We start from the raw sequence: 22882 nt of genomic DNA, 5'->3' as shown, positions 1-22882 counted from the left end.
GCGCCAAGGCGGGGACCCAGGGGCATTGCGGCGGCTCGGCCATGGGCGCCGAGGGGGCTCGTCATCCCCGCGAAGGCGGGGATCCAGGTCTTCCGAACCACGCATTGGTGGCCGCCATGGATCCCCGCATTCGCGGGGATGACGGCGGGGTGTCTGTCAATGGGCTTAGCTACTTAAACAATAGCTGTAAGCGCCCAATGGACGGGCGCTGGTGGGCGGTTGAACTACATCACTGTGGTGCCAGCCGCTTGAGCTGGTAGAGCGCATCGAGCGCCTCGCGCGGGGAGAGCTGGTCGGGGTTGAGCTGCGCCAGCGCAGCCTCCACGGCGCTCACCGCCCGCACCTCGGGCGCGGGCGGCGGAGCGAACAGGTCCACCTGCAGCTCGTCCTCGCCGGCGCGCTCCTCGAGCGCCGCCAGGGTGTGGCGCGCGTGGTGGAGCACGGCGGCGGGCACGCCGGCGAGCTTGGCCACCTGGATGCCGTAGCTGCGGCTGGCCGGGCCGGGCTGGATCTCGTGCAGGAACACGATGTCGTGCCCAGCCTCGGTGGCGCCCACATGCACGTTCACGGCGTGCGCGTGGCGTGCGGCGAGCTCGGTGAGCTCGAAGTAATGCGTGGCGAACAGCGTGAAGGCGCGCGTCTTGTCGTGCAGGTGCGTGGCGATGCCGCTGGCCAGGGCCAGGCCGTCGAAGGTGCTGGTGCCGCGGCCGATCTCGTCCATCAGCACCAGGCTGTGCGGCGTTGCGCCGTGCAGGATTTGCGCGGCCTCGGTCATCTCCAGCATGAAGGTGGACTGGGCGTTGGCCAGGTCGTCGGCCGCGCCTATGCGCGTGTGGATGGCGTCGATGGGCCCCAGGCGGCAGCTCGCAGCCGGCACGTGGCTGCCCATGCTGGCCAGCAGAACGATCAGCGCCACCTGGCGCATATAGGTCGATTTGCCGCCCATGTTGGGGCCGGTGATGATCTGCATGCGCTGGTTGGCGTTTAGGCGCGTGTGGTTGGGGATGAACGCGCCGGCGGATGTCTCGGCCAGCCGCGCCTGCACCACCGGGTGGCGCCCGGCCTCTATCTCTATGCAGGGGTGCTCGACGAACTGTGGCGCGCACCAGTCGAGGGTGAGTGCACGCTCGGCCAGGCAACAGAGGACGTCGAGCTGGGCCAGCGCCTGGGCCAGGCGCGTGAGCTGCGGCACATGGGGCTGGAGCCGGTCGAGCAGCTGCTCGTACAGCCATTTCTCGCGCGCCAGGCCCCGCTCCTGGGCCGACAGGGCCTTGTCCTCAAACGACTTTAGTTCGGGCGTGATGAAGCGCTCGGCGTTCTTCAGCGTCTGGCGCCGGCGGTAGTCGTCGGGCACCTTGTCCACATGGCTGCTCGTGACCTCGATGTAGAAGCCATGCACCTTGTTGAACTGCACGCGCAGATTGGGGATGCCGGTGCGTGCCTTCTCGCGCGTCTCCAGGTCGAGCAGAAAGTCGTCGCAGTTGTTCTGTATCGCGCGCAGCTCGTCGAGCTCGGCGTCGAACCCCGGGGCGATCACGCCGCCGTCGCGCACCAGGGCGGCGGGCTCCTCCAGCAGCGCGGTGCGCAGCAGCTCGGTCGCCTCCTGGGGCGGTTGCAGCGCGCTGAAGATTTGAGCCAAATAGGGCTCCGGCACTTGACTGTTCTGCGCAAGAAGCTCTGCTTTTTGTAGTGTCTTGCCGAGAGCCACGAGCTCGCGCGGGCGCACCTGGCGCAGTGCGATGCGCGCAGTGATGCGCTCCACGTCGCTCACGCCCTTCAGCGCCTCGCGCAGCAGCTGCCACGGCCCCTGGCCGCTGCCGGCGCCGCGCAGGGCGGCCGTGGCGGCCAGGCGCTGGCGTGCCTCGCTGCGATCGCGCCGCGGCTCGAGCAGCCAGCTGCGCAGCAGGCGGCTGCCCATGCCGGTCATGCAGGTGTCGAGCAGCGACAGCAGCGTGGGCCCGTCCTCGCCGCGCAGCGTCTTGACGAGCTCCAGGTTGCGCCGCGTGGCCAGCGGCAGGTGGATGAGCGCATCGCTTTTCTGCACGCGCACGCTGTGCACGTGGGTGAGCGCGCGGCCCTGGGTGTGCTCGGCGTATTGCAGCAGCGCCGCGGCCGCGGCGTGGGCGTCGGTCAGTCCCTCAGCGTTCCAGGCCTGAAGGCTCGCCGCGCCCAGGTGTTCGAGCAGCTTGCGCTCGCCCAGGGCGCCGTCGAACTGCCAGTCGGGCCGCAGGCTCATGGGGCAGGTGAACGCGCCGCCCTGGCGCAGCTGCTGAAGCTGCTCCTCGAAGCGCTGCGTGATGCCGGCGCTGTAGATCAGCTCGCTGGGCGCGATGCGCGCGAGCCAGCCGCCGAGCTCGTCGAGCGCACATTCGGCCAGCTGCACCACGCCCTGGGTCACGGCCAGCCAGGCCAGGCCGCAGCGCGCGCGCTTGCCCTGGTGTACGGCCAGCAGCACGGATTCGCTCTTGTCGGACAGCAGCTCGCTGTCGGTGAGCGTGCCGGGCGTGACCACGCGCACCACCTTGCGCTCCACCGGCCCCTTGGCCGCACCCACCTCGCCCACCTGCTCGGCAATGGCCACCGACTCGCCCAGCCGTATCAGCCGGCCCAGGTAATTCTCCAGCGCATGAAACGGCACGCCGGCCATGGTCACGGGCTGGCCGGCCGACTGACCGCGCTGCGTGAGCGTGATGTCCAAGAGCCGCGCGGCCTTCTCGGCGTCGGCGTAGAACAGCTCGTAGAAGTCGCCCATGCGGTAGAGCAGCAGCGTGTCGGGGTGCTGGGCCTTGAGGGCTAGGTATTGCGCCATCATCGGCGTGTGCGCGGATAGGTCGGGTGGCGTCATGTGCATTCGGGGCAGGGGATCTCTGCCGTGCGTGATCGATCAGGGGCTTGAAACAGGGGTGTGATTGTCCCCGGCTTGCGCATGGGCCACGGACTCGTGGGACAAACAGTTCTTGGGGCTGCCCTCATCGAAAATTGTGGATGAATGAAAAATTGCGCTAGAATGCAAGGCTTCGCGCAACACGATTTTGTGCGAACGCCGGTGTAGCTCAGTCGGTAGAGCAGCTCATTCGTAATGAGAAGGTCGGGTGTTCGATTCATCTCACCGGCACCAGGACAGCAAAGAAAACCCCGCTATTGTTCAGATAGCGGGGTTTTTCTTTTGGCCGCTTGCGCCGGCTGTTTGCAGGCGCCCGACAAAAAACAGGCCGTGGAAGCCACGGCCTGTTCCTGTTCTTCTGTGTCGGGGAACGCCGCCGGATGGTGCCGGCGGCATGGCTGCGCCTCAGGCTTCGTTGTGGTAGCTCGTCACGCGCTCGACCTCGTTCTTCGAGCCGAGGATGACGCTTACGCGTTCATGCAACTGGGTGGGCTGGATGTCCAGGATGCGTTGTTTGCCGTTGGTGGCCATGCCGCCGGCCTGTTCGACCAGCCAGCCCATGGGGTTGGCCTCGTACATCAGGCGCAGCTTGCCGGGCTTGTTGGGTTCGCGCTTGTCCCAGGGGTACATGAAGACGCCGCCGCGGCACAGGATGCGGTGCACGTCGGCGACCATGCTGGCGATCCATCGCATGTTGAAGTCCTTGCCGCGCGGGCCTTCCTTGCCGGCCAGGCATTCGTCGATGTAGCGGCGCACGGGCGCGTCCCAGTGGCGCATGTTGCTCATGTTGATGGCGAATTCCTTGGTGTCCTCGGGGATGCGCACGTTCTCGCGGATGAGCACGAAGGAGCCTTGCTCGCGGTCCAGCGTGAACATGGCCACGCCGTCGCCCACGGTGAGCACCAGCGTGGTCTGCGGGCCGTAGATGCAGTAGCCGGCGGCGACCTGCTGGTGGCCGGGCTGCAGGAAGTCGGTGACCGTGACGCCGTGGTGGTCGTCGGGCTTTTTCACCACGCTGAAGATGGTGCCGATGCTCACGTTCACGTCGATGTTGGAGGAGCCGTCGAGCGGGTCGAACATCAAGAGGTACTCGCCCTGCGGGTAGCGGTTGGGCACGACGTAGATGCCTTCCATCTCCTCGCTGGCCATGGCGGCGAGGTGGCCGCCCCATTCATTGGCCTCGATGAGCGTCTCGTTGGCGATGATGTCGAGCTTCTTTTGCACCTCGCCCTGCACGTTCTCGCTGCCGGCCGTGCCCATGACGTCGCCGAGCTCGCCCTTGTTCACGGCCAGGGCGATGCGCTTGCAGGCGCGGGCCACGACTTCGAGCAGCAGGCGCAGCTGCGGCGGGATGCGGCCGTGGTCGCGCTGCTGCTCCACCAGGTAGCGGGTGAAGGAAATGCGGTTGTTCATGCGGTTTCTCCGGGGTATCAAACGGTGGCGAGTGCGCGCGTGACGACCTCGCGCACGTCGTTGGACAGGTCGGCCTTGGCGGCCACGCGTGCAATGGCCTCGTGCGCGGCCGTGCGGTAGGGCTCGGCCAGGCGGCTCCAGCGGTCGAGCGCGCGCGCCAGGCGGGCGGCGACCTGGGGGTTGATGGCGTCGAGCGCCAGCACCTGGTCGGCCCAGAACACGTAACCCGCGGCATCCTGGCGATGGAAGGCGCCGGGGTTGGCGCTGCAGTAGCTGAAGATGACGCTGCGTGCGCGGTTGGGGTTCTTGATCTGGAAGTCCGCGTGCTTCATCAGGGCCTTGACGGCGGGCAGGATGTTGCCGCCGCGGTCGGTGCTGCCGGCCTGCAGGGCAAACCATTTGTCCAGCACCAGCGCGTCGTCCTTGAACAGGGCGTGAAAGCGTGCCAGCGCGGGCGCGGCGAGCTCATGGCCGCTCGTGACCAGGGCGGACAGCGCGTTGAAGCGGTCGGTCATGTTGCCCGCATCCTTGAAGCGCTGATAGGTCTTGCCGGGCCAGAGGGTGTCGCCGCTGGTCCGCGCCGCCAGGCACAGCATGGTCAGCGCCAGGCCCGCGAGCGCGCGGCGGCCGCTGCTCACGGCGTCGGCGCGGTAGGCGCCGCTGGCATGGTGCTCTTCCCAGGCCCAGGCCCAGTCGGCATGCAGCTGCACGGCCAGTTGCTGGCGCAGCGCCTCGCGCACGGCGTGCACGCGCTGCGGGTCCACCACGGGCAGTTGCTCGGCGATGTAGGCCTCGGAGGGCAGCGTCAGCACCAGCTCCTTGAAGGCGGCATCGAGCTGCGGGTGACGCAGCACGTCGCGCATGGCCTGCACCAGGGCGGGGGGCAGGAGGTTTTGGTCGATTTGGCCTCCAGCGCCCACCAGCAAAGCGTCATCAGCTATTGCATTGGTAGCAATGCGCAGCATCAGGCGCTGGCCGGCCTCCCAGCGGTTGAAGGCGTCGGTGTCGTGTGCGAGCAGCGTCAGCAGCTCGGCGTCGCTGTAGTCGCAGTCGAGGATGACCGGCGCGCTGAAGCCGCGCAGGAGCGAGGGCACGGGCTGGCTGTCGACGTTGACGAATTGCAGCGTGAGGCTGGGCTCGGTCAGCACCACGGTGCGCTCGGCGGCGCCGGCCGTGGCCTCACCGTCGAGCTGCAGGGGCAGGGCGCGGCCATCGGCGCCCAGCAGGCCCAGGGCCACGGGGATGACGAAGGGCTGCTTGTCGCTCTGGCCGGGCGTGGCGGCGCAGCTTTGCGACAGCGTGAGCGTGTAGCGGCGCGCCTGGGCGTCGTACTGGCCGACGGCCTGCACATGGGGCGTGCCGGCCTGGCTGTACCAGCGCTTGAACTGCTCGAGGTGCTGGGCCAGCGGGCTGCCGGGATTTGCGTCGGCGATCGCCTGGGCGAAGTCGTCGCAGGTGACTGCCTGGCCGTCATGGCGCTCGAAATACAGCTTCATGCCGCGCGCGAAGCCCTCGCGCCCCACGAGGTTGTGCTGCATGCGCACGACCTCGGCACCCTTTTCATAGATGGTGACGGTGTAGAAGTTGTTGATCTCGACGTAGCTGTCCGGGCGCACGGGGTGGGCCATGGGGCCGGCGTCCTCGGGGAACTGCGCCGTGCGCAGAACGCGCACGTCCTCGATGCGCCTGACGGCGCGCGCCGATGGCGAGCCCGCCATGTCCTGGCTGAACTCCTGGTCACGAAAGACCGTGAGGCCTTCCTTGAGCGAGAGCTGGAACCAGTCGCGGCAGGTGACGCGGTTGCCCGTCCAGTTGTGAAAGTACTCGTGGCCGACGACGGATTCGATGTTGGCGAAGTCCACATCGGTGGCCGTCGCCTCGCTGGCCAGCACGTACTTGGTGTTGAAGATGTTCAGGCCCTTGTTCTCCATCGCGCCCATGTTGAAGTCGCTCGTGGCGACGATCATGAAGCGCTCCAGGTCGAGCGAGAGGCCAAAGCGCGCCTCGTCCCAGGCGATGGAAGCCATGAGCGAGTTCATCGCGTGCTCGGTTTTGCCCAGGTCGCCCTGGCGCACCCAGACCTGCAGCAGGTGCGGCTTGCCGGCGCGGCTGATGATCTGCTGCTCGCGCGCGACGAGCTTGCCGGCGACGAGCGCGAACAGGTAGCTGGGCTTCTTGTGCGGGTCCTGCCAGCGGGCGAAGTGGCGGCCGTCCTCCAGGTCGCCAGACTCGACCAGGTTGCCGTTGGAGAGCAGCACTGGGTACTGCGCCTTGTCGGCGCGCAGCAGCACCTGGAAGCTCGCCATGACGTCGGGCCGGTCCAGGAAGTAGGTGATGCGCCGGAAGCCCTCGGCCTCGCACTGCGTGAAGAAGGTGCCCTGGCTCACGTACAGGCCCGAGAGCTGGGTGTTCTTGATCGGGGCGCAGGTGGTGAAGATCTCCAGCGCGAAGGGCTCGTTGCCCTCGGGCAGGTTCTCCAGCACCAGCTCGCCTTCCTCGATCTTGAACGAGGTGCCCGCGCCGTTGACCAGCACGCGCGCCAGATTCAGCTCCTCGCCATGCAGGCGCAGGCTCTGCGGCGCCACGGCCGGGTTGCGGCGCACCTGCATCCTGTTGAGCGCCCTGGTCTTGGCCGGGTCCAGGTCGAACGTCAGGTCCACGCTGTCGATCCAGAACGCGGGTGCGGCGTAGTCCAGGCGCTGTATGGCCTTGGCTTGTCCTTCTTTCATCGTGCTTGTCCCTTGTGTTGTCGTTACAGGCCCTGCTTGAGCGAGGCCTCGATGAACGCATCGAGGTCGCCGTCGAGCACCTTCTGCGTGGCCGAGATTTCGACGTTGGTGCGCAGGTCCTTGATGCGGCTGTTGTCCAGCACGTAGCTGCGGATCTGGTGACCCCAGCCCACGTCGGTCTTGGTTTCTTCGAGCGCCTGCTGCGCCTCCATGCGCTTGCTCATCTCCAGCTCATAGAGCTTGGAGCGCAGGCGCTGCCAGGCCACGTCGCGGTTGCTGTGCTGGCTGCGACCGTCCTGGCATTGCACGACGATGCCCGTCGGGATGTGCGTCAGGCGCACGGCCGAGTCGGTCTTGTTGATGTGCTGGCCGCCCGCGCCCGATGCGCGGTAGGTGTCGGTGCGCACGTCGGCGGGGTTGATGTCGATCTGGATCGAGTCGTCGATCTCGGGGTAGACGAACAGCGAGGCAAAGCTGGTGTGGCGCCCGCCCGAGCTGTCGAAGGGCGATTTGCGCACCAGGCGGTGCACGCCCGTCTCGGTGCGCAGCAGGCCGTAGGCGTATTCGCCCTCGATGTGGATGGTGGCGCTCTTGATGCCCGCCACGTCGCCCGGGGTTTCCTCGTCCACCGTGGCCTTGAAGCCCTTGCGCTCGGCGTACTTGAGGTACTGGCGCAGCAGCATGCTGGCCCAGTCGCAGGCCTCGGTGCCGCCGGCGCCGGCCTGGATGTCGATGTAGCAGTTGAGCGGATCGGCCTCGCGCCCGAACATGCGGCGGAACTCCAGCTCCTCGATGAGCGGGCGCAGCTTGGCGGTCTCGGCCTCGATGGTCAGCAGGCCGGCCTCGTCCTCCTCGTCGCGGCTCATCTCATAGAGCTCGGCGTTGTCGGCGAGCTCGGTGCCGAGCTTCTGCAGCGTCAGCACCACAGCGTCGAGGGACTTCTTTTCCTTGCCCAGCTCCTGGGCCTTCTTGGGGTCGTTCCAGACGGCGGGATCCTCTAGTGCCGCGTTGACCGTGCGCAGGCGTTCGTACTTGGCATCGTAGTCAAAGATACCTCCGTAACTCTTGCGTGCGGTTCGCGAGGTCTTCGAGGGTGCTGCCGATCTGGTTGATGTGTTCTGCGTCCATGGCGTGTGTCCTGTGCGGTGTCTTCAAAGATAACCGGCGATTTTCTCATGGCGCGCAGCTTCGGGCGCGATGGCGGTCGCGCGCCAGGGCGGCTACCGGGCAGAGGTCACGAAATCCTCGATCAGCGCCGCCACGGCCTGCGGTTGGTCATGGTGCAGCATGTGGCCCGCGTCCTGCACCACGGCCGTGCGGCAGTCCCGCACATGGGCCAGGCGCTGCAGGTAGTCCTGCAGGCTGTAGCGCTGCTTGTACCACTGGCCCAGACTGTCGTCTGCGGCATGCACGGACAGCACCGGGGCGGTGATGGCCGCATACAGCGCCAGGGCCTCATCCACGCGGTAGAGCAGGGGGTTGACGATCTTGTGCGCGGCATCGCCCAGGATGTGCCAGCGCCCCTGTGCGTCCCGCTCGGCCCAGTGGCGCGCCAGCCAGAGGGCCTTGTCGGGCGCCAGGCGCGGGTTGGTCTTCATGAGGCGTTTGGCCACGCCGTCGGCGCTGTCGTAGGGTTTGAGGTCCTTCTCGCCGCGCTCGAAGGCGCGGATCTCGTCCATCCATTGCGCGAGGCGCCCCGGCGCCTGCGCGGGCTGCGTCGCGGGCATGCCAAAGCCCTCCAGGTTCACCAGGCGGCGGATGCGCGCCGGCCGTGCGCCCGCATACATCATGACCACGTTGCCGCCCATGCTGTGGCCGACGAGGTCCACGGGGCGCTCGCCCGCATAGTGGTCGAGCAGCTGGTCCAGATCGGCCAGGTAGTCCACGAACGGGTAGCCGTCCGAGGGCGAGTCCAGCCGCGAATGGCCAAAGCCGCGCCAATCCGGCGCAATGATGAGTCGCCCCGCGGCAAAGGCCTCGGTGAACGCGTCCACAACGAACTGCCAGGACGCGCCCACGTCCATCCAGCCGTGCAGCAGCACCAGCGGCGGGAGCGCGGAAGGCGCGTCCCCCCACAGGCGCACGTGATAGCGCAGCGTGCGGATGGGCAGGGTTTCGGTGCGGGCGGTGCGTTGTGCTTTGTACATGGTGGGATTATTTCCGCTTCGGCATTTGCCTGCGGGCGCCAGCGCAAACCATGATTGGCAGGCGCTGCGTCCGGGCGATACAGTGCCTGCCCATATCCATGACGAGGAGACAGCCATGCAGCGCAGCATTCGTGTCGTGGCCCTGGCGGCGGGTCTGTGGGCAGTGACCCAGACCGCGGCGGCCGGAACGGTAACGGTGATCACCTCCTTTCCGAAGGAGCTGACCACGGCCTATCAGAAGGCCTTCGAGGCGGCACACCCGGGCATCAAGATCGAGATACTGAACAAGAACACCACGGCCGCGGTCGCCTATATCCGCGAGCTGCCCGAGGGCCAGCGCCCCGACGTCATGTGGGCCAGCGCGCCCGACGCCTTCGAGGTGCTCGCCAGCTACAAGCTGCTGCAGAGCGCGCCCGAGGTGGTGAACAAGAGTGCGCCGGCCAAGATCGGCAACTACCCGCTCAACGACCCCAAGGGCATGTACTACGGCCAGGCGCTGGCGGGCTACGGCATCGAGTGGAACACGCGCTACCTCAAGGCGCACAAGCTCACGCCCCCGAAGGAGTGGAGCGACCTGGTGCGCCCAGAGTACTTCGGCCATATCGCCATCTCGTCACCCTCGCGCTCGGGCACGACCCAGCTCACGGTGGAGACCATTTTGCAGGGCGAGGGCTGGGACAAGGGCTGGACGCAGCTCTTGCAGATCATGGGCAACGCCGCCGCCGTCACCGACCGCAGCTTTGCCGTACCCGACGGCGTGAACAACGGCCAGTACGGCATAGGCATCGTGATCGACTTTCTTGCGCTGGCGGGCAAGTACTCGGGCTATCCCGTGGACTTCACCTACCCGAGCATGACGGCCGTGGTGCCGGCCAATATCGCCTTGGTCGCGGGTGCCAGAAACGCCGGCGAGGCCAAGCAGTTCATGGCCTTCACCATGTCCGTGCCCGGCCAGCAGCTCCTGTTCGACCCCAAGATAGGGCGCCTGCCCATGCTGCCGTATTCCATGCTCAAGCCCCCGGCCGGCTACCCCGTGCCGCAGGACATCGCCAAGCGCGCCAAGGTGCAGTTCAACTCCGAGCTGTCGGGCCAGCGCTATCCCGTGGTGATCAGCCTGTTCGACCAGATGGTGACCTTTCGCCTCAAGGAGCTGCAGGCCGCGACCAAGGCCATCCACGAGGCCACGGCCGCCCTCAAGGCCAGGCCCAACGCGCGTGGCAACGAGCTGCTGGCGCAGGCGCGCAGCCTGGCCTACACCTCGCTCGTGGGCGCGGACAACGTGAAGAACCCCGAGTTCCTGGAGCTGTTTCGCAAGAGCCGGCGTGACGTGGCCGTGTCCAAGCAGCTCACGGGCATGGAGCAGCTGTGGTCGGAGAAGGCGCGCGCCAACTACGAGCGTGCCAGGCAGCTGGCCGACGAGGCGCGCGGCCTCGCCAAGTAAACCGAAGGCTCAAGCAGCGATATCTGTTGATTGCACGCAATGCCTGCAAAACCCATCGTCATCCCCGCGAACGCGGGGATCCACAGCGGTGACGAAGCAATGACCTGGGTGGTGCCTGGATCCCCGCGTTCGCGGGGATGACAGGGGGCAAAAGGTACTGCTGCGCTGCTTGAGTCAAGGATAGGTATGCCCGCAATCACCCTGCAGTCCGGCACCCGCCGGGCCCTTGCCCACGCCGGCCCCGGGCCCTGGATCGCCTTTGGCCTGATCCTGGCCTTTCTGCTGTGCCTGCTCGTGCTGCCCGTGGGCACGGTGATCTACACCGCCTTCGTCACCGAGGGCGGCGCGCTCACCCTGGGGCATTTCGGCAACTTCTTCGGCCAGCTCGTGTTTCGCGAGTCCTTCTTCAACAGCCTGTGGGTGGCGCTGGCCAGCACCTTCTTCGCCAGCGTCATCGCCGTGCCGCTGGCTTATCTCACGGTGCGCTTCGAGTTCCGCGGCGCGCTCCTGATACAGACCCTGGGCGTGCTGCCGCTCGTCATGCCGCCCTTCGTGGGGGCGGTTGCGCTGCAGCTGATCTTTGGCCGCAGCGGCTCGGTCAACCTGCTGCTGGGCGACTGGTTCGACATCACCATTCCCATCATGGATGGCCTGGTGGGCGTGACCTTCGTCGAGAGCATCCACTACTTCCCGTTCATCCTGCTCAACCTCGTGGCGGCCATGTGCAACATCGATGGCGCCATGGAGGAGTCGGCGCTGAACCTGGGCGCGCGCGGCTGGCGGCTGTTTCGGCGCGTGATCTTTCCGCTCGCCATGCCGGGCTATCTGGCCGGCGCGGCCCTGGTGTTCGTCAAGGTGTTCGACGACCTGGGAACGCCGCTGGTCATGGGCGTGACCAATATGCTCGCGCCCCAGGCCTATCTGCGCATCACCTCGGTGGGGGTGGACGATCCGCTCGGCTATGTGATCAGCGTGATCATGGTGGGCTTCTCCATCCTGGCGCTGTGGCTGGCCGCGCGCGTGATGAAGGGGCGCGACTACGCCACGCTGCAAAAGGGCGGCGGCGCGCTGCACAAGCGGCGCCTGTCGGCCTGGGAGGCAGTGCTCGCCTATGGCTGGATATTGCTGGTGCTGCTCGTCGTGCTGGCGCCGCACGCGGGCATTCTGTTGATGTCGTTCGCCCAGGTGTGGAGCTACTCGGTGCTGCCCGACGCCTACACGCTGGCGCATTACGCCACCGTGTTTGGCGACGCCGGCCACATGATGGGCAACACGCTCTTGTACTGCCTGCTGGCCGCGGGGCTGGACGTGGTGCTGGGCACGGCCATCGCCTACCTGATCCTGCGCACGCGCCTGCCGGTGCGCCAGTGGCTCGACTGGCTGGCATCGGCCGCGCTGGCCATTCCGGGCCTGGTGCTGGCGATTGGCTATCTGCGCCTGTTCAAGGGCGTCACGCTGCCCGGCAGCGACCGGCTGCTGGTGCAGACCTGGGTGCTGATCATGCTGGCCTACGCCGTGCGGCGCTTGCCGTACGCGCTGCGCTCGTGCATGGCGGCGCTGCAGCAGGTGCATGTGTCGCTCGAGGAGGCGGCGCAAAGCCTGGGCGCGTCGCGCCTGTCCACGCTGCGGCGCGTGGTCGTGCCGCTGATGGCGGGCGGCATTCTGGCGGGCTTCGTCACCAGCTTCATCACCGCGGCCGTGGAGCTGTCGGCCACGCTGGTGCTGGTGTCCACCGAAAGCCAGGCGCCGATGAGCCTGGGCATTTACCTCTACATGCAAAGCATCGCCGGGCGCGGGCCGGGCGCAGCCCTGGGGGTGCTGGCCGTGCTCGTCGTGGGCCTGGGTACCTATTTTTCGCACCGTTTCGTCGAGCGCTCGCGCGCCACCGTGCAATCCACCGTCAAGGCATGAGCCATGCAACAGGCCTCCCTCGAATGCCGACACATCAGCCTCGCCTACGGCGCCACGCCCGTGCTGCGCGAAATCAACCTGGCGATAGAGCCGGGCGAGTTCTTCGCGCTGCTCGGCCCCTCGGGCTCGGGCAAGTCCACGCTGCTGCGCCTGATCGCGGGCTTCAACCAGCACCAGAGCGGCGCGCTGCTCGTCGATGGCAAGGACATCTCGGGCGTGCCGCCGCACCTGCGAAACATTGGCATGGTGTTCCAGAACTACGCGCTGTGGCCGCACATGACGGTCTGGGACAACGTGGCCTTTGGCCTCGTGGAGCGGCGCGAGAGCCGCGATGCGATACGCCGCAAGGTGGGCGCGGTGCTCGAGCTTGTAGGCCTGCAGGACTATGGGCGGCGCCGCCCGGCGCAACTGTCGGGCGGCCAGCAGCAGCGCGTGGCGCTCGCGCGCACCATCGTCATCGAGCCGCGGCTGCTGCTGCTCGATGAGCCCCTGTCCAACCTAGACAAGAACTTGCGCGTGCAGATGCGCGAGGAGCTCAAAAACCTGCAGCGCACGCTGGGCCTGACCACCGTCTTCGTCACCCATGACCAGGAGGAGGCCATGACGACGGCCGACCGCATGGCGGTGCTGGACCAGGGCGTGCTGCAGCAGGTAGGTACGGCCGCCGGGCTGTATGACTACCCACAGAACCGCTTCGTGGCCGGCTTTGTCGGTACGGCCAATCTGCTCGAGGGCGAGGTCACGGCGGTTGCCGGCGAGACGCTGGAGTTTCACGCGCGCGGTCTGGGCCCGCTCACGCTGGCGCGGCCGGCCACCGCGCCGTCCCTGGGCGCCGCGGCGCTGGCCTTCAGGCCGCACCAGGTCAGCCTCTGCGCGCAGGGAGAGCAGGGTGACGCCGCGCGCCTGTGGCTCGACGGCCAGGTGGAGAGCGCGGAGTTTCTCGGCGAGTTCTCGCGCTACCGCGTGCGCGTGGGCGATCTGGCGCTGATCAGCGATCAGCCGCATTGCGCGGGCGATACGCTGTACTCGCCCGGCACGCGCGTGCGCCTGGGGCTGGACCCGGCGCAGCTGCGCTGCCTGCAGCGTTGAACCCCGCTGCTGCGCGGGCCGGGGCAAATCCGTACACTGCGGCGCTTCGATCAGGAAGGCCTGCACATGAACACCATCCCCCTGGGCCGCAGCGAGCTGCGCGTCACCCCCATCTGCCTGGGCACCATGACCTTTGGCGAACAGGTGAGCGAGGCTGACGCCCACGCCATCCTCGACCGCGCCGTGGAGCGCGGCGTGAACTTCATCGACACGGCCGAGATGTATGCCGTGCCCGCGCGCGAGGCCACCTATGGCGCGACCGAGTCCATCATCGGCCGCTGGCTTACGAGCCGCCGTGGCATGCGCGATCGCATCGTGCTCGCCAGCAAGGTGGCCGGCCCGTCGCGCGGCATGCCGTGGATACGCGCGGGGCAGGGCATGACGGCGGCCGACATCGTCGCCTCGTGCGAGGCCAGCCTGCGCCGCCTGCAGACCGAGGCGATCGACCTCTACCAGATCCATTGGCCCGAGCGCCATGCGCCCATGTTCGGCCAGCTCTACTACGACCCGGCCCATGAAACATCGCAGACGCCCATCCATGAGCAGCTCGAGGCCCTGGCCGGCCTGGTGCGTGCGGGCAAGGTGCGCTACATCGGCCTGTCCAACGAGACGCCTTACGGCGTGCATGAGTTCGTGCACCTGGCCGAGCAGCATGGCCTGCCGCGCGTGGTGAGCGTGCAGAACCCGTATTGCCTGGTCAACCGCAGCTGGGACAACGCCATGGACGAGAGCTGCCACCGCCTTGGCGTGTCGCTGCTGGCCTATTCGCCGCTGGGCTTCGGCCTGCTCACGGGCAAGTACGACAGCCATGCGCCGCACGAGCCCGGCGCGCCACAGGGCGCACGCATCGCCCGCTACGAGTCGGTGCAAAAGCAGCGCTGGGGCCGGCCCGAGGCATTGGCCGCCGCGCGCCGCTACAACCAGCTCGCGCGCGACCATGGCCTGACGCCCGTGCAGCTGGCGCTGGCGTTTTGCTACCAGAGCTGGCGCGTGGCCAGCACCATCATCGGCGTGACCAGCCTGGCGCAGCTCGACGAAAACCTGGACGCCTGGGACACGCGCCTCACGCCCGAGCTGCTGGCCGAGATTGACCGCATCCGCTGGGAGCTGCGCGACCCGGGGCAGTGATTTGAGATGAAAAATGCCTGTGACGCCCGTCCATAAAGCGCAGGCAGCTATTGTTTTTGAGACCTATGGCCAAGAAAGACAAGACCGCCCATGTGAGCGAAACCCCCGCCACGCAGCTGCTGCGCGCGCATGGCGTGGCGTTCACCGAACACCCCTATGACTACGTGGAGCATGGCGGCTCGGCCGAATCGGCGCGCCAGCTGGGGCTGGATGAGCACATGGTGGTCAAGACCCTGGTGATGCAGGACCAGGATGCCAGGCCCCTCATCGTGCTCATGCACGGTGACCGCAAGGTGTCGACCAAGAACCTGGCGCGCCAGATCGGAGCCAAGAGCGTCGAACCCTGCAGGCCCGAGGTGGCCAACCGCCACAGCGGCTATCTGGTGGGCGGCACCTCGCCGTTCGGCACGCGCAGGCAGATGCCGGTGTACATCGAGGAAAGCATTCTTGAGCTGCCGCGCATCGCCATCAACGGCGGGCGGCGCGGCTATCTGGTGCAGCTCGACCCGCAGGTCTGCGTGCAGTTGCTCGCCGCCCGGCCGGTGCAGTGCGCATTGGATGCCTGAGCTGCATCCTAATCGGGGGCAGTGCGGCCGGCGGCCGGGTGCTGTCCGCTAGACGGGCCTGCCCTGCGCCTGGGCCACGAGCAGCGCCACGAGTTCCTCCGTCGCGGCGAGCACCTGCTCGCTGCCTGCGGCCACGCGCTCGGCGTGGGTGCGCATGTCGGTCGGATCCTTGCTGGCAAACAGGGCCTGCTGGTAGGGCTCCCAGACCTGGCGGGTCTTAGCGGCCGCGGCCTGGGCCGCGGACGAGACATGGCGTGAGGTTTCGAACTGGCCGAGCACGGTCGTGAAATGCGCTCGGCTCAGGTGCATCTCCATGTCGGCCGGGGCCTCGAACAGCCCCCAGCAGCGGTAGAAGAAGAACTTGGCCATGCGCTGGGACAGCATGCGCTGGCGGCCGGCCAGGCCAATCAGGTGCTCGAGCTGGTTGCTCGTCCCGTTGGAGTAGGACACCGTGAGGTAGTGGGCCGCGCTCTGCAGGGTTTCGTTGGCGTCGTAGAGGGCCACCGCACCCGTGCGGCTGGGTTCGTCGGCCAGCAGCGCCTTCAGCTGCACCCAGAGTGTCTGCAGCTGTGGCAGACCGGCCTGTACGGCGGGATTGGGCTGAAAGGTCCGCAGGGCCGCCAGATGCGCGTCGCAGCTCCTGATGGAATCCTGCAGCTGCGCGCGCGCGCTGTCCGTGGCGATGGCCTGGCCCCATTGCAGGTAGGCCTTGGTGCAGCGCTGCGACAGCATGCGCATGCGCCCGGCCAGGTCGATGGCACCGGGTGTGTCCAGCAGCCGGGGCGGTGCCGCCTGGGGGAGGGCCGGCGTGGGAAGCACCGCCAGCGCCGCACTGCCGAGCAGACCCGCACAAAACTGGAACCGGTCCATGACAACCTCCCGCTTGTTGTAGGAGGAGGTCGCCACCGGTCGATCCGTCCGGCCGCCGGCGCCACCCCTTCCCGGGTGCAATGGCGGCCAGTATAGGGGGCGCGCGGGGGCGTTGTCAGCAATTGCTGGTGAGTGCTTCCTGTTCTTGCAAGGCGCGCCACTGCAGCTTTCCGGTTCCGGACTTGGGCAGTCTTTCGACGAAGGACACGAGGCGCGGGCTCTTGTAGGCGGCCATGTGTCCATGGGCCCAGTCGATGATGTCCTGGGCGCTCACCTGGCCCTTGAAGGCCTCGCGCAGCACGACCACGGCCTTCACGGTCTCGCCGCGGCGATCGTCGCGCGCGGCGATCACGCAGACCTCCTGGATTGCCGGGTGGGCGTACATCAGGGCCTCGACCTCGGCGGGCCAGACCTTGAAGCCCGAGGCGTTGATCATGCGCTTGAGGCGGTCGACCATGTAGAAGTAGCCGTCCTCGTCGGTGCGCGCCAGGTCGCCCGTGCGCAGAAAGCGCTTGCCGTCGAGCGTCACGAATGCCTGCTGCGTGGCCTCGGGCTGGCCCCAGTAGCCTTGCATGAGCTGCGGGCCGTGCACGATGATCTCGCCGACCTCGCCGGGGGGCAGCTCGGCCAGGGTGACGGGGTCGACCACGCGCGCGTCCACGTCGAAGATGGGGATGCCCAGGCATTGCTTTCTGGGCCGCTCGGGCGGGTTGACATGGGTGGCGGCCATGGTCTCGGACATGCCATAGCCCTCGATGTAGTCGATGGCGCACAGCTCCTTGAGCCGGCCGGCCACGGCCTCGGGCATGGCGGCGCCGCCGCCGCTCAGGCGCCGGATGCTCGACAGGTCGTACTCGGCCAGGCGCGGGTTGGACAGCAGGTCGACCACCATGGTCACGATCATCTGCGTGCCCGTGACGCGGTAGCGCCCAATCAGCTGGGCGGCGGCGTCGCGGTCCCAGCGCGGCAGCAGCACGATGGTCGAGCCCGTGTACAGCGGCCCGTTCATGCCGCCCTGCATGCCCGTGACATGGAACAGCGGCAGCACCGACAGCGACACCCCGTCCGGCGGCGAGCCCAGCCACAGCGAGCCCGAGACGGCGTTGTACATGACGCTGCGATGCGTGTGCATGCAGCCCTTGGGGTGGCCCGTCGTGCCCGAGGTGTAGGGCATGACGGCCAGGTCGTCGGGGCCGGCCTCGATCGGGCCGGGGCGCAGGCCCGCGGCCAGCGCGTTGGCCCAGGCCATGGCGCCGGGCTCGTCCAGTGGCTGGCGCGGCTCGCTCACGAACGGCGGCACGGGCAGGTCGGTCGGCGTCGTGAGGTAGTCGCTGTACGTGGCCACCACGGCATGGCGCAGGCCCGGGGCCTGCGCGTCGTCGCGGGCCGCGGCCAGGCCCTCGCGCAGCAGAGGGCGCACCTGGGCGAACAGGTCCTGCGGCGCCACTATGGTGCGCGCGCCGGCGTCCATCACGTAGTGGCGCAGTTCCTCGCCCAGGTTCATGGGGTTGACGGGCACCACCACGGCATCGGCGCGCAGGATGGCGTAGTAGCCAATCACGAACTGCGGGCTGTTCTGCAGGTACAGCAGCACGCGGTCGCCCTTGCGCACGCCGCACACCTGCTGCAGATGGGCGGCCAGGCGCTCGGTTTCCTGCTGCAGCCGGGCGTAGTGGATGACGGTGTCGTAGAACACCAGCGCCGCCTTGTCCGGGTAGCGCATGGCCGAGACCTCGATGTTGCGGTACAGGTGCGTGGCGGGCACCGTCATGTGGCGTGGCAGCAGGCGCGGCCAATGGGCAAGGTGGCGCTCGGTCATGGGTCAGCGCTTGCGCAGGCTCATGTGGCGGGCCAACTCCATCTTGCCGATCTGGTTGCGGTGCACCTCGTCGGGGCCGTCGGCAAAGCGCAGCGTGCGTGCCTGGGCGTAGGCCGCGGCCAGCGGGAAGTCGTCCGAGACGCCGGCGCCGCCATGCGCCTGCATGGCCCAGTCGATCACCTGGCAGGCCATGCTCGGGGCGGCGACCTTGATCATGGCGATCTCCTTCTGCGCGACCTTGTTGCCTACGGTGTCCATCATGTAGGCGGCGTTGAGCACCAGAAAGCGCGCCTGGTCAATCAGGATGCGTGCGTTGGCGATGCGCTCGCGCGTCACGCCCTGGTCTGCCAGCGGACGGTGGAAGGCCACGCGGTCGAGCGCGCGCCTGCACATGAGCTCGAGCGCGCGCTCGGCCACGCCGATCAGGCGCATGCAGTGGTGTATGCGCCCTGGGCCGAGGCGCCCCTGGGCGATCTCGAAGCCCCGGCCCTCGCCCAGCAGCACGTTGGCCACGGGCACGCGCACGTTGTCGAAGCTCACCTCACCATGGCCATGGGGCGCATGGTCGTAGCCAAAGACGGGCAGGGCGCGCTCGAGTTTCACGCCCGGCGTGTTCATGGGTACAAGGATCATGGACTGCTGGTTGTGCAGGCTGGCGTTGTCCGGATCGGTCTTGCCCATGAAGATCAGGATCTCGCAGCGCGGGTCGGGCGCGCCCGAGGTCCACCACTTGCGGCCGTTGATCACGTATTCGTCGCCCACGCGCTCGATGCGGGCCTCGATGTTGGTCGCGTCGGAAGAGGCCACGGCGGGCTCCGTCATGGCAAAGCCCGAGCGTATCCTGCCCTCGAGCAGCGGCAGCAGCCAGCGCTGCTGCTGCTCTGGGGTGCCGTAGCGCACCAGCACCTCCATGTTGCCGGTGTCGGGGGCGGAGCAGTTGAAGGCCTCGGGTGCGACATGGGAGCGGCCCATGATCTCGCACAGCGGGGCGTACTCGAGGTTGGTCAGGCCCGCGCCGTATTGCGATTCGGGCAGGAACAGGTTCCACAGGCCGGCGGCCCGGGCCTTGGCCTTGAGCTCCTCCATCACGCGTGTGGGTTGCCAGGCGTTGCCTGCCCGGCGGTTGGCCTCGACCTCGGCGTGGTAGACGCTCTCGGCGGGGTAGATGTGCTCGTCCATGAAGGCCGTCAGGCGCTTCTGCAGTTCGACGACCTTGGGGGAATAGGCGAAGTCCATGGGGTGGGTCCTTGTCAGAAAACGGGCCGGGGAATCAGCACACCTCGAACAGACCGGCCGCGCCCTGGCCGCCGCCAATGCACATGGTGATCACCACGTACCGGACGCCGCGGCGCCTGCCCTCGATGAGCGCGTGGCCCGTCAGGCGCGCGCCCGACACGCCATAGGGGTGACCCACGGCAATCGCGCCGCCGTTGACGTTCAGGCGCTCGTCGGGGATGCCGAGCCGGTCGCGGCAGTACAGCACCTGCACGGCAAAGGCCTCGTTGAGCTCCCACAGGCCGATGTCGTCGACCTTCAGCCCCGCCTTGGCCAGCAGCTTGGGCACGGCGAACACCGGGCCAATGCCCATCTCGTCGGGCTCGCAGCCGGCGACGGCAAAGCCGCGGAAGATGCCCAGCGGCTGCAGGCCGCGCGCCTCGGCCAGGCGCCTGTCCATGACCACGCAGGCCGAGGAGCCGTCGGAGAACTGGCTCGCGTTGCCCGCCGTGACCACGCCACCGGGCAGGGCGGCGCGGATCTTCTGCACGGCCTCCAGCGTGGTGTCGGGGCGTATGCCCTCGTCGGCGGCAATCGTCACCTCCCTGGTGGTGATGCGGCCCGTGGACTTGTCGGCCACGCCCATGGTCGTTGTCATGGGCACGATCTCGTCGTTGAACAGGCCTGCGGCCTGGGCCGCGGCGGCGCGCTGCTGGCTGCGCACGCCATACTCGTCCTGGGCCTGCTTGCTGATGCCGTAGCGCTGGGCCACCTGCTCGGCGGTCTGCAGCATGTTCCAGTAGATCTCGGGCTTGTGCTGCACCAGCCAGGGGTCCATGCGCATGTGGCGGTTGGCCTCGTTCTGCACGCAGGAGATGCTCTCCACGCCGCCGGCCACGTAGATCTCGCCTTCGCCCGCGATGATGCGCTGCGCCGCCAGGGCAATGGTCTGCAGGCCCGAGGAGCAGAACCGGTTGACGGTCATGCCCGCGGTGGTCACGGGCAGGCCCGCGCGCAGCGCGATCTGGCGCGCCACGTTGCCGCCGGTCGTGCCCTCGCCGAAGGTGCCGCCGATGATGACGTCCTCGACCTCGGCCGGGTCGATGCCCGCGCGCGCCACGGCATGCTGCACGGCATGGGCGCCCAGCGTGGCTCCGTAGGTCATGTTGAAGGCGCCCTTCCAGCTCTTGGCCAGGCCGGTGCGGGCGGTGGAGACGATCACTGCTTCAGTCATTGTGTGTGTCCTGTATGTGTCCTGTATGCGGATGCGGGGCGCGGTCAGTTGAAGCTCTTGCATTCCTCGGCCAGGCGCACGAGCAGCGGCGCGGGCTGCCACGATGGGTCGGCGCCGGGCTCGGCGGCAAAGCGGCGCAGGCTGCGCACCACCTGCGGCAGGCCCACGATGTCGGCGTAGAGCATGGGGCCGCCGCGGTGCAGCGGAAAGCCGTAGCCGTTGAGGTAGACGAGATCGATGTCCGAGGCGCGCGCGGCAATGCCTTCCTCCAGGATGCGCGCGCCCTCGTTGACCAGCGCGAAGATGCAGCGCTCGACGATTTCCTCGTCACCGATCTTGCGCGCGGTGATGCCGTGCGCGGCGCGGTACTCGGCGATCAGCTGCTCGGTCACGCTGTCGGGGATGGGGTTGCGGTTGCCGGCCTCGTAGCGGTACCAGCCGGCGCCGGTCTTCTGGCCGAAGCGTCCGGCCTCGCAAAGCCTGTCGGCCACGATGGGCTCCATGGGCTTGCCGGCCTCGGCGGCCTTGCGCTTGCGCGTGGCCCAGCCGATGTCCAGGCCGGCCAGGTCGCCCATGCGAAACGGCCCCATGGCCAGGCCGAAGCGCTGCAGCGCGCCGTCGATCTGCTGGGGCAGGGCACCGGCGTTGATCAGCTCCTGCGCGGCATTGCCATAGCGCGCGAGCATGCGGTTGCCGATGAAGCCGTCGCACACGCCCGAGACCACGGCCACCTTCCGGATCTTCTTGGCCAGCGCCAGGCAGGTGGCCAGCACGTCGGGTGCGGTCTGCGCGCCGCGCACCACCTCGAGCAGGCGCATCACGTTGGCCGGGCTGAAGAAATGCAGGCCGATCACATCCTGCGGGCGCTGCGTGAAGCCGGCAATGCGGTCGATGTCGAGGTAGGAGGTGTTGGACGCGAGGATGGCGCCGGGCCTGGCCACGCCGTCGAGCTGGCGGAACACGGCCTCCTTGACGGCCATCTCCTCGAACACGGCCTCGATCACCAGATCCGCATCGGCCAGGGCCGCGTAGTCCAGCGTGGGCGTGATCAGGGCCATGCGCTGCTCCACCTGCTCGGGCGTGAGCTTGCCCTTCTTCATGGAGTTCTCGTAGTTTCTGCGGATGGTGGCCAGGCCGCGGTCGAGCGCCTCCTGCCTGGTCTCCAGCAGCGCCACGGGGATGCCGGCGTTCAGGAAGTTCATGGTGATGCCGCCGCCCATGGTGCCCGCGCCGATCACGCCCACGCGGGCAATGGGCCGCAGCGCGGTGCCCTCGGGCAGGCCGGGCACCTTGGCGGCGGCACGCTCGCCCTGGAACACATGGCGCAGCGCGCGCGACTCGGGCGTGAGCATGAGCGCCTGGAACAGCCGGCGCTCGGTCTGCAGGCCCTCGTCAAACGGCTTGAGCGCGGCGGCCACGGCCTCCACGCACTGCAGCGGCGCCGGGAAGGGCTTGCTGACCGCGGCCACGGTGTTGCGCGCAAATTGCAGAAAGGCCTCGGCATCGGGCTGCTTGACCTTGAGGTCGCGCGCGCGCGGCAGGCTCTCGCCGCGCGCGACCACCTGCTGGGCGAAGGCGATCGCGCCCTCGACCAGATCACCCTCGACCAGAGCCTGCACCAGCGGCGTGCCGTCAAAGGCCTTGGCGGGTGCGCTCTGGCCCGAGACGATCATGTTCAGCGCGGCCTCCAGCCCGATCAGGCGCGGCAGGCGCTGCGTGCCGCCGGCGCCCGGCAGCAGGCCGAGCTTGACTTCCGGCAGGCCGAGCGAGGCATCGGCCTTGGCCACGCGGTAGTGGCAGCCCAGGGCCAGCTCCAGCCCGCCGCCCAGGCACACGCCGGCGATCGCAGCCACCACGGGCTTGGGGCTGTCGTCGAGCGCGCGGATCACGCTGGGCAGCGTGGGCTCCATGGTCGCCCGGGGCGTGCCGAACTCGCGCACGTCGGCGCCGCCGCTGAAGGCGCGATCGCTGCCGGTGAGCACGATGGCCTGCACCTGTGGGTCGGCCAGCGCCCGGTCCAGCGCGGCGACGATGCCGCAGCGCAGCGCATGGCCCAGGCCGTTGACGGGCGGGCTGTCCAGTGTCACCACGGCCACGGGGCCATGTGTTGCATAGATGATCGGGGAGGGGGTAGTGCTCATGAGCGGGCTGTGGCTAGGGTTGGGAAGGCAATGGCTCGGCGGCGCAGAACCATCGAGCGGCCATGCTAAGGAGCGGCCGCGGCGCTGGCTGTCACCTATGAAACTCATGACAGCAGCCGGCCGGGCCCTGCATGCGGGCAAGGCGCAAGGCCCCGTCGCATGTGGTCAGCCCCGCACACTTGCGAGAAGGCCGAGTCAGCGCATCCCCGACGCAACGCCCGGGGCAAGGCGATTTCGCCGTTCATCGTGCCGAGGTGGCGCGGCAATGACGGCGCCCCAGCCCGTGCCCGCATTG

The 22882-nt window shown here is 68.2% G+C and carries 15 protein-coding genes and 1 tRNA gene; 6 read left to right on the top strand and 10 right to left on the bottom strand.

The genetic code is table 11. From position 1 onward, the window contains the following. Positions 1-229: 229 nt before the first annotated feature. Positions 230-2845, bottom strand: coding sequence for a DNA mismatch repair protein MutS (gene mutS / locus ABUE11_RS12790; protein ID WP_367065624.1), 2616 nt, complete (start codon positions 2843-2845; stop codon positions 230-232). Positions 2846-3042: 197 nt separating this feature from the next. Here mutS and ABUE11_RS12785 point away from each other — a divergent pair. After that, a tRNA-Thr gene (locus ABUE11_RS12785) sits at positions 3043-3118 on the top strand. A gap of 171 nt (positions 3119-3289) precedes the next feature. Here ABUE11_RS12785 and ABUE11_RS12780 read toward each other — a convergent pair. The 4 genes from ABUE11_RS12780 to ABUE11_RS12765 all read right to left on the bottom strand — a co-directional run bounded on the left by ABUE11_RS12780 (position 3290) and on the right by ABUE11_RS12765 (position 9173). Next, positions 3290-4297: a class 1 fructose-bisphosphatase gene (locus ABUE11_RS12780; protein ID WP_367065622.1), complete on the bottom strand. Its 1008-nt coding sequence runs from the start codon at positions 4295-4297 to the stop codon at positions 3290-3292. 17 nt (positions 4298-4314) lie between these two features. Continuing rightward, positions 4315-7026: an aminopeptidase N gene (gene pepN, locus ABUE11_RS12775; RefSeq protein ID WP_367065621.1), complete on the bottom strand. Its 2712-nt coding sequence runs from the start codon at positions 7024-7026 to the stop codon at positions 4315-4317. A 23-nt stretch (positions 7027-7049) separates the two neighbouring features. Further along, a protein-coding gene (gene prfB / locus ABUE11_RS12770; RefSeq protein ID WP_367065620.1) for a peptide chain release factor 2 occupies positions 7050-8154 on the bottom strand; the annotation gives its coding sequence in 2 pieces (ribosomal slippage) (positions 7050-8072 and positions 8074-8154; 1104 coding nt in all). 92 nt (positions 8155-8246) lie between these two features. After that, the gene (locus ABUE11_RS12765) at positions 8247-9173 is read right to left on the bottom strand and encodes an alpha/beta hydrolase (protein ID WP_367065618.1); all 927 of its coding nucleotides are present in this window, start codon (positions 9171-9173) and stop codon (positions 8247-8249) included. A 115-nt stretch (positions 9174-9288) separates the two neighbouring features. On the opposite strand from ABUE11_RS12765, the gene ABUE11_RS12760 reads away from it, so the two are divergent. The 5 genes from ABUE11_RS12760 to ybaK all read left to right on the top strand — a co-directional run bounded on the left by ABUE11_RS12760 (position 9289) and on the right by ybaK (position 15308). Further along, positions 9289-10614, top strand: coding sequence for an extracellular solute-binding protein (locus ABUE11_RS12760; protein ID WP_367065617.1), 1326 nt, complete (start codon positions 9289-9291; stop codon positions 10612-10614). A 186-nt stretch (positions 10615-10800) separates the two neighbouring features. Then, a complete protein-coding gene (locus ABUE11_RS12755) occupies positions 10801-12525 on the top strand; it encodes an iron ABC transporter permease (protein WP_367065616.1) in 1725 nt (574 codons plus the stop codon). A gap of 3 nt (positions 12526-12528) precedes the next feature. Then, positions 12529-13614: an ABC transporter ATP-binding protein gene (locus tag ABUE11_RS12750; RefSeq protein WP_367065615.1), complete on the top strand. Its 1086-nt coding sequence runs from the start codon at positions 12529-12531 to the stop codon at positions 13612-13614. A 66-nt stretch (positions 13615-13680) separates the two neighbouring features. Beyond that, the gene (locus ABUE11_RS12745) at positions 13681-14742 is read left to right on the top strand and encodes an aldo/keto reductase (RefSeq protein ID WP_367065614.1); all 1062 of its coding nucleotides are present in this window, start codon (positions 13681-13683) and stop codon (positions 14740-14742) included. 65 nt (positions 14743-14807) lie between these two features. After that, positions 14808-15308, top strand: coding sequence for a Cys-tRNA(Pro) deacylase (gene ybaK / locus ABUE11_RS12740; protein WP_367065612.1), 501 nt, complete (start codon positions 14808-14810; stop codon positions 15306-15308). Between the two features lie 48 nt (positions 15309-15356). Here the strand turns inward: ybaK and ABUE11_RS12735 are convergent, their stop codons facing one another. From ABUE11_RS12735 to ABUE11_RS12715, 5 genes are all read right to left on the bottom strand, one after another. Then, a complete protein-coding gene (locus ABUE11_RS12735) occupies positions 15357-16178 on the bottom strand; it encodes a type IV pili methyl-accepting chemotaxis transducer N-terminal domain-containing protein (protein WP_367065611.1) in 822 nt (273 codons plus the stop codon). Positions 16179-16293: 115 nt separating this feature from the next. After that, a complete protein-coding gene (locus tag ABUE11_RS12730) occupies positions 16294-17997 on the bottom strand; it encodes a long-chain fatty acid--CoA ligase (protein ID WP_367065610.1) in 1704 nt (567 codons plus the stop codon). 3 nt (positions 17998-18000) lie between these two features. Beyond that, positions 18001-19233, bottom strand: coding sequence for an acyl-CoA dehydrogenase family protein (locus ABUE11_RS12725; protein ID WP_367065609.1), 1233 nt, complete (start codon positions 19231-19233; stop codon positions 18001-18003). Positions 19234-19267: 34 nt separating this feature from the next. Next, a complete protein-coding gene (locus ABUE11_RS12720; protein ID WP_367065607.1) occupies positions 19268-20446 on the bottom strand; it encodes an acetyl-CoA C-acyltransferase in 1179 nt (392 codons plus the stop codon). A 44-nt stretch (positions 20447-20490) separates the two neighbouring features. Next, entirely contained in the window at positions 20491-22587 is a 2097-nt protein-coding gene (locus tag ABUE11_RS12715) for a 3-hydroxyacyl-CoA dehydrogenase NAD-binding domain-containing protein (RefSeq protein WP_367065606.1), read from the bottom strand. Between the last annotated feature and the right edge of the window lie 295 nt (positions 22588-22882).

The organism is Oryzisolibacter sp. LB2S, assembly GCF_040732315.1.
Lineage (GTDB): Bacteria > Pseudomonadota > Gammaproteobacteria > Burkholderiales > Burkholderiaceae_C > Alicycliphilus > Alicycliphilus soli.
This window is presented reverse-complemented; position numbering and strand designations above follow the sequence as displayed.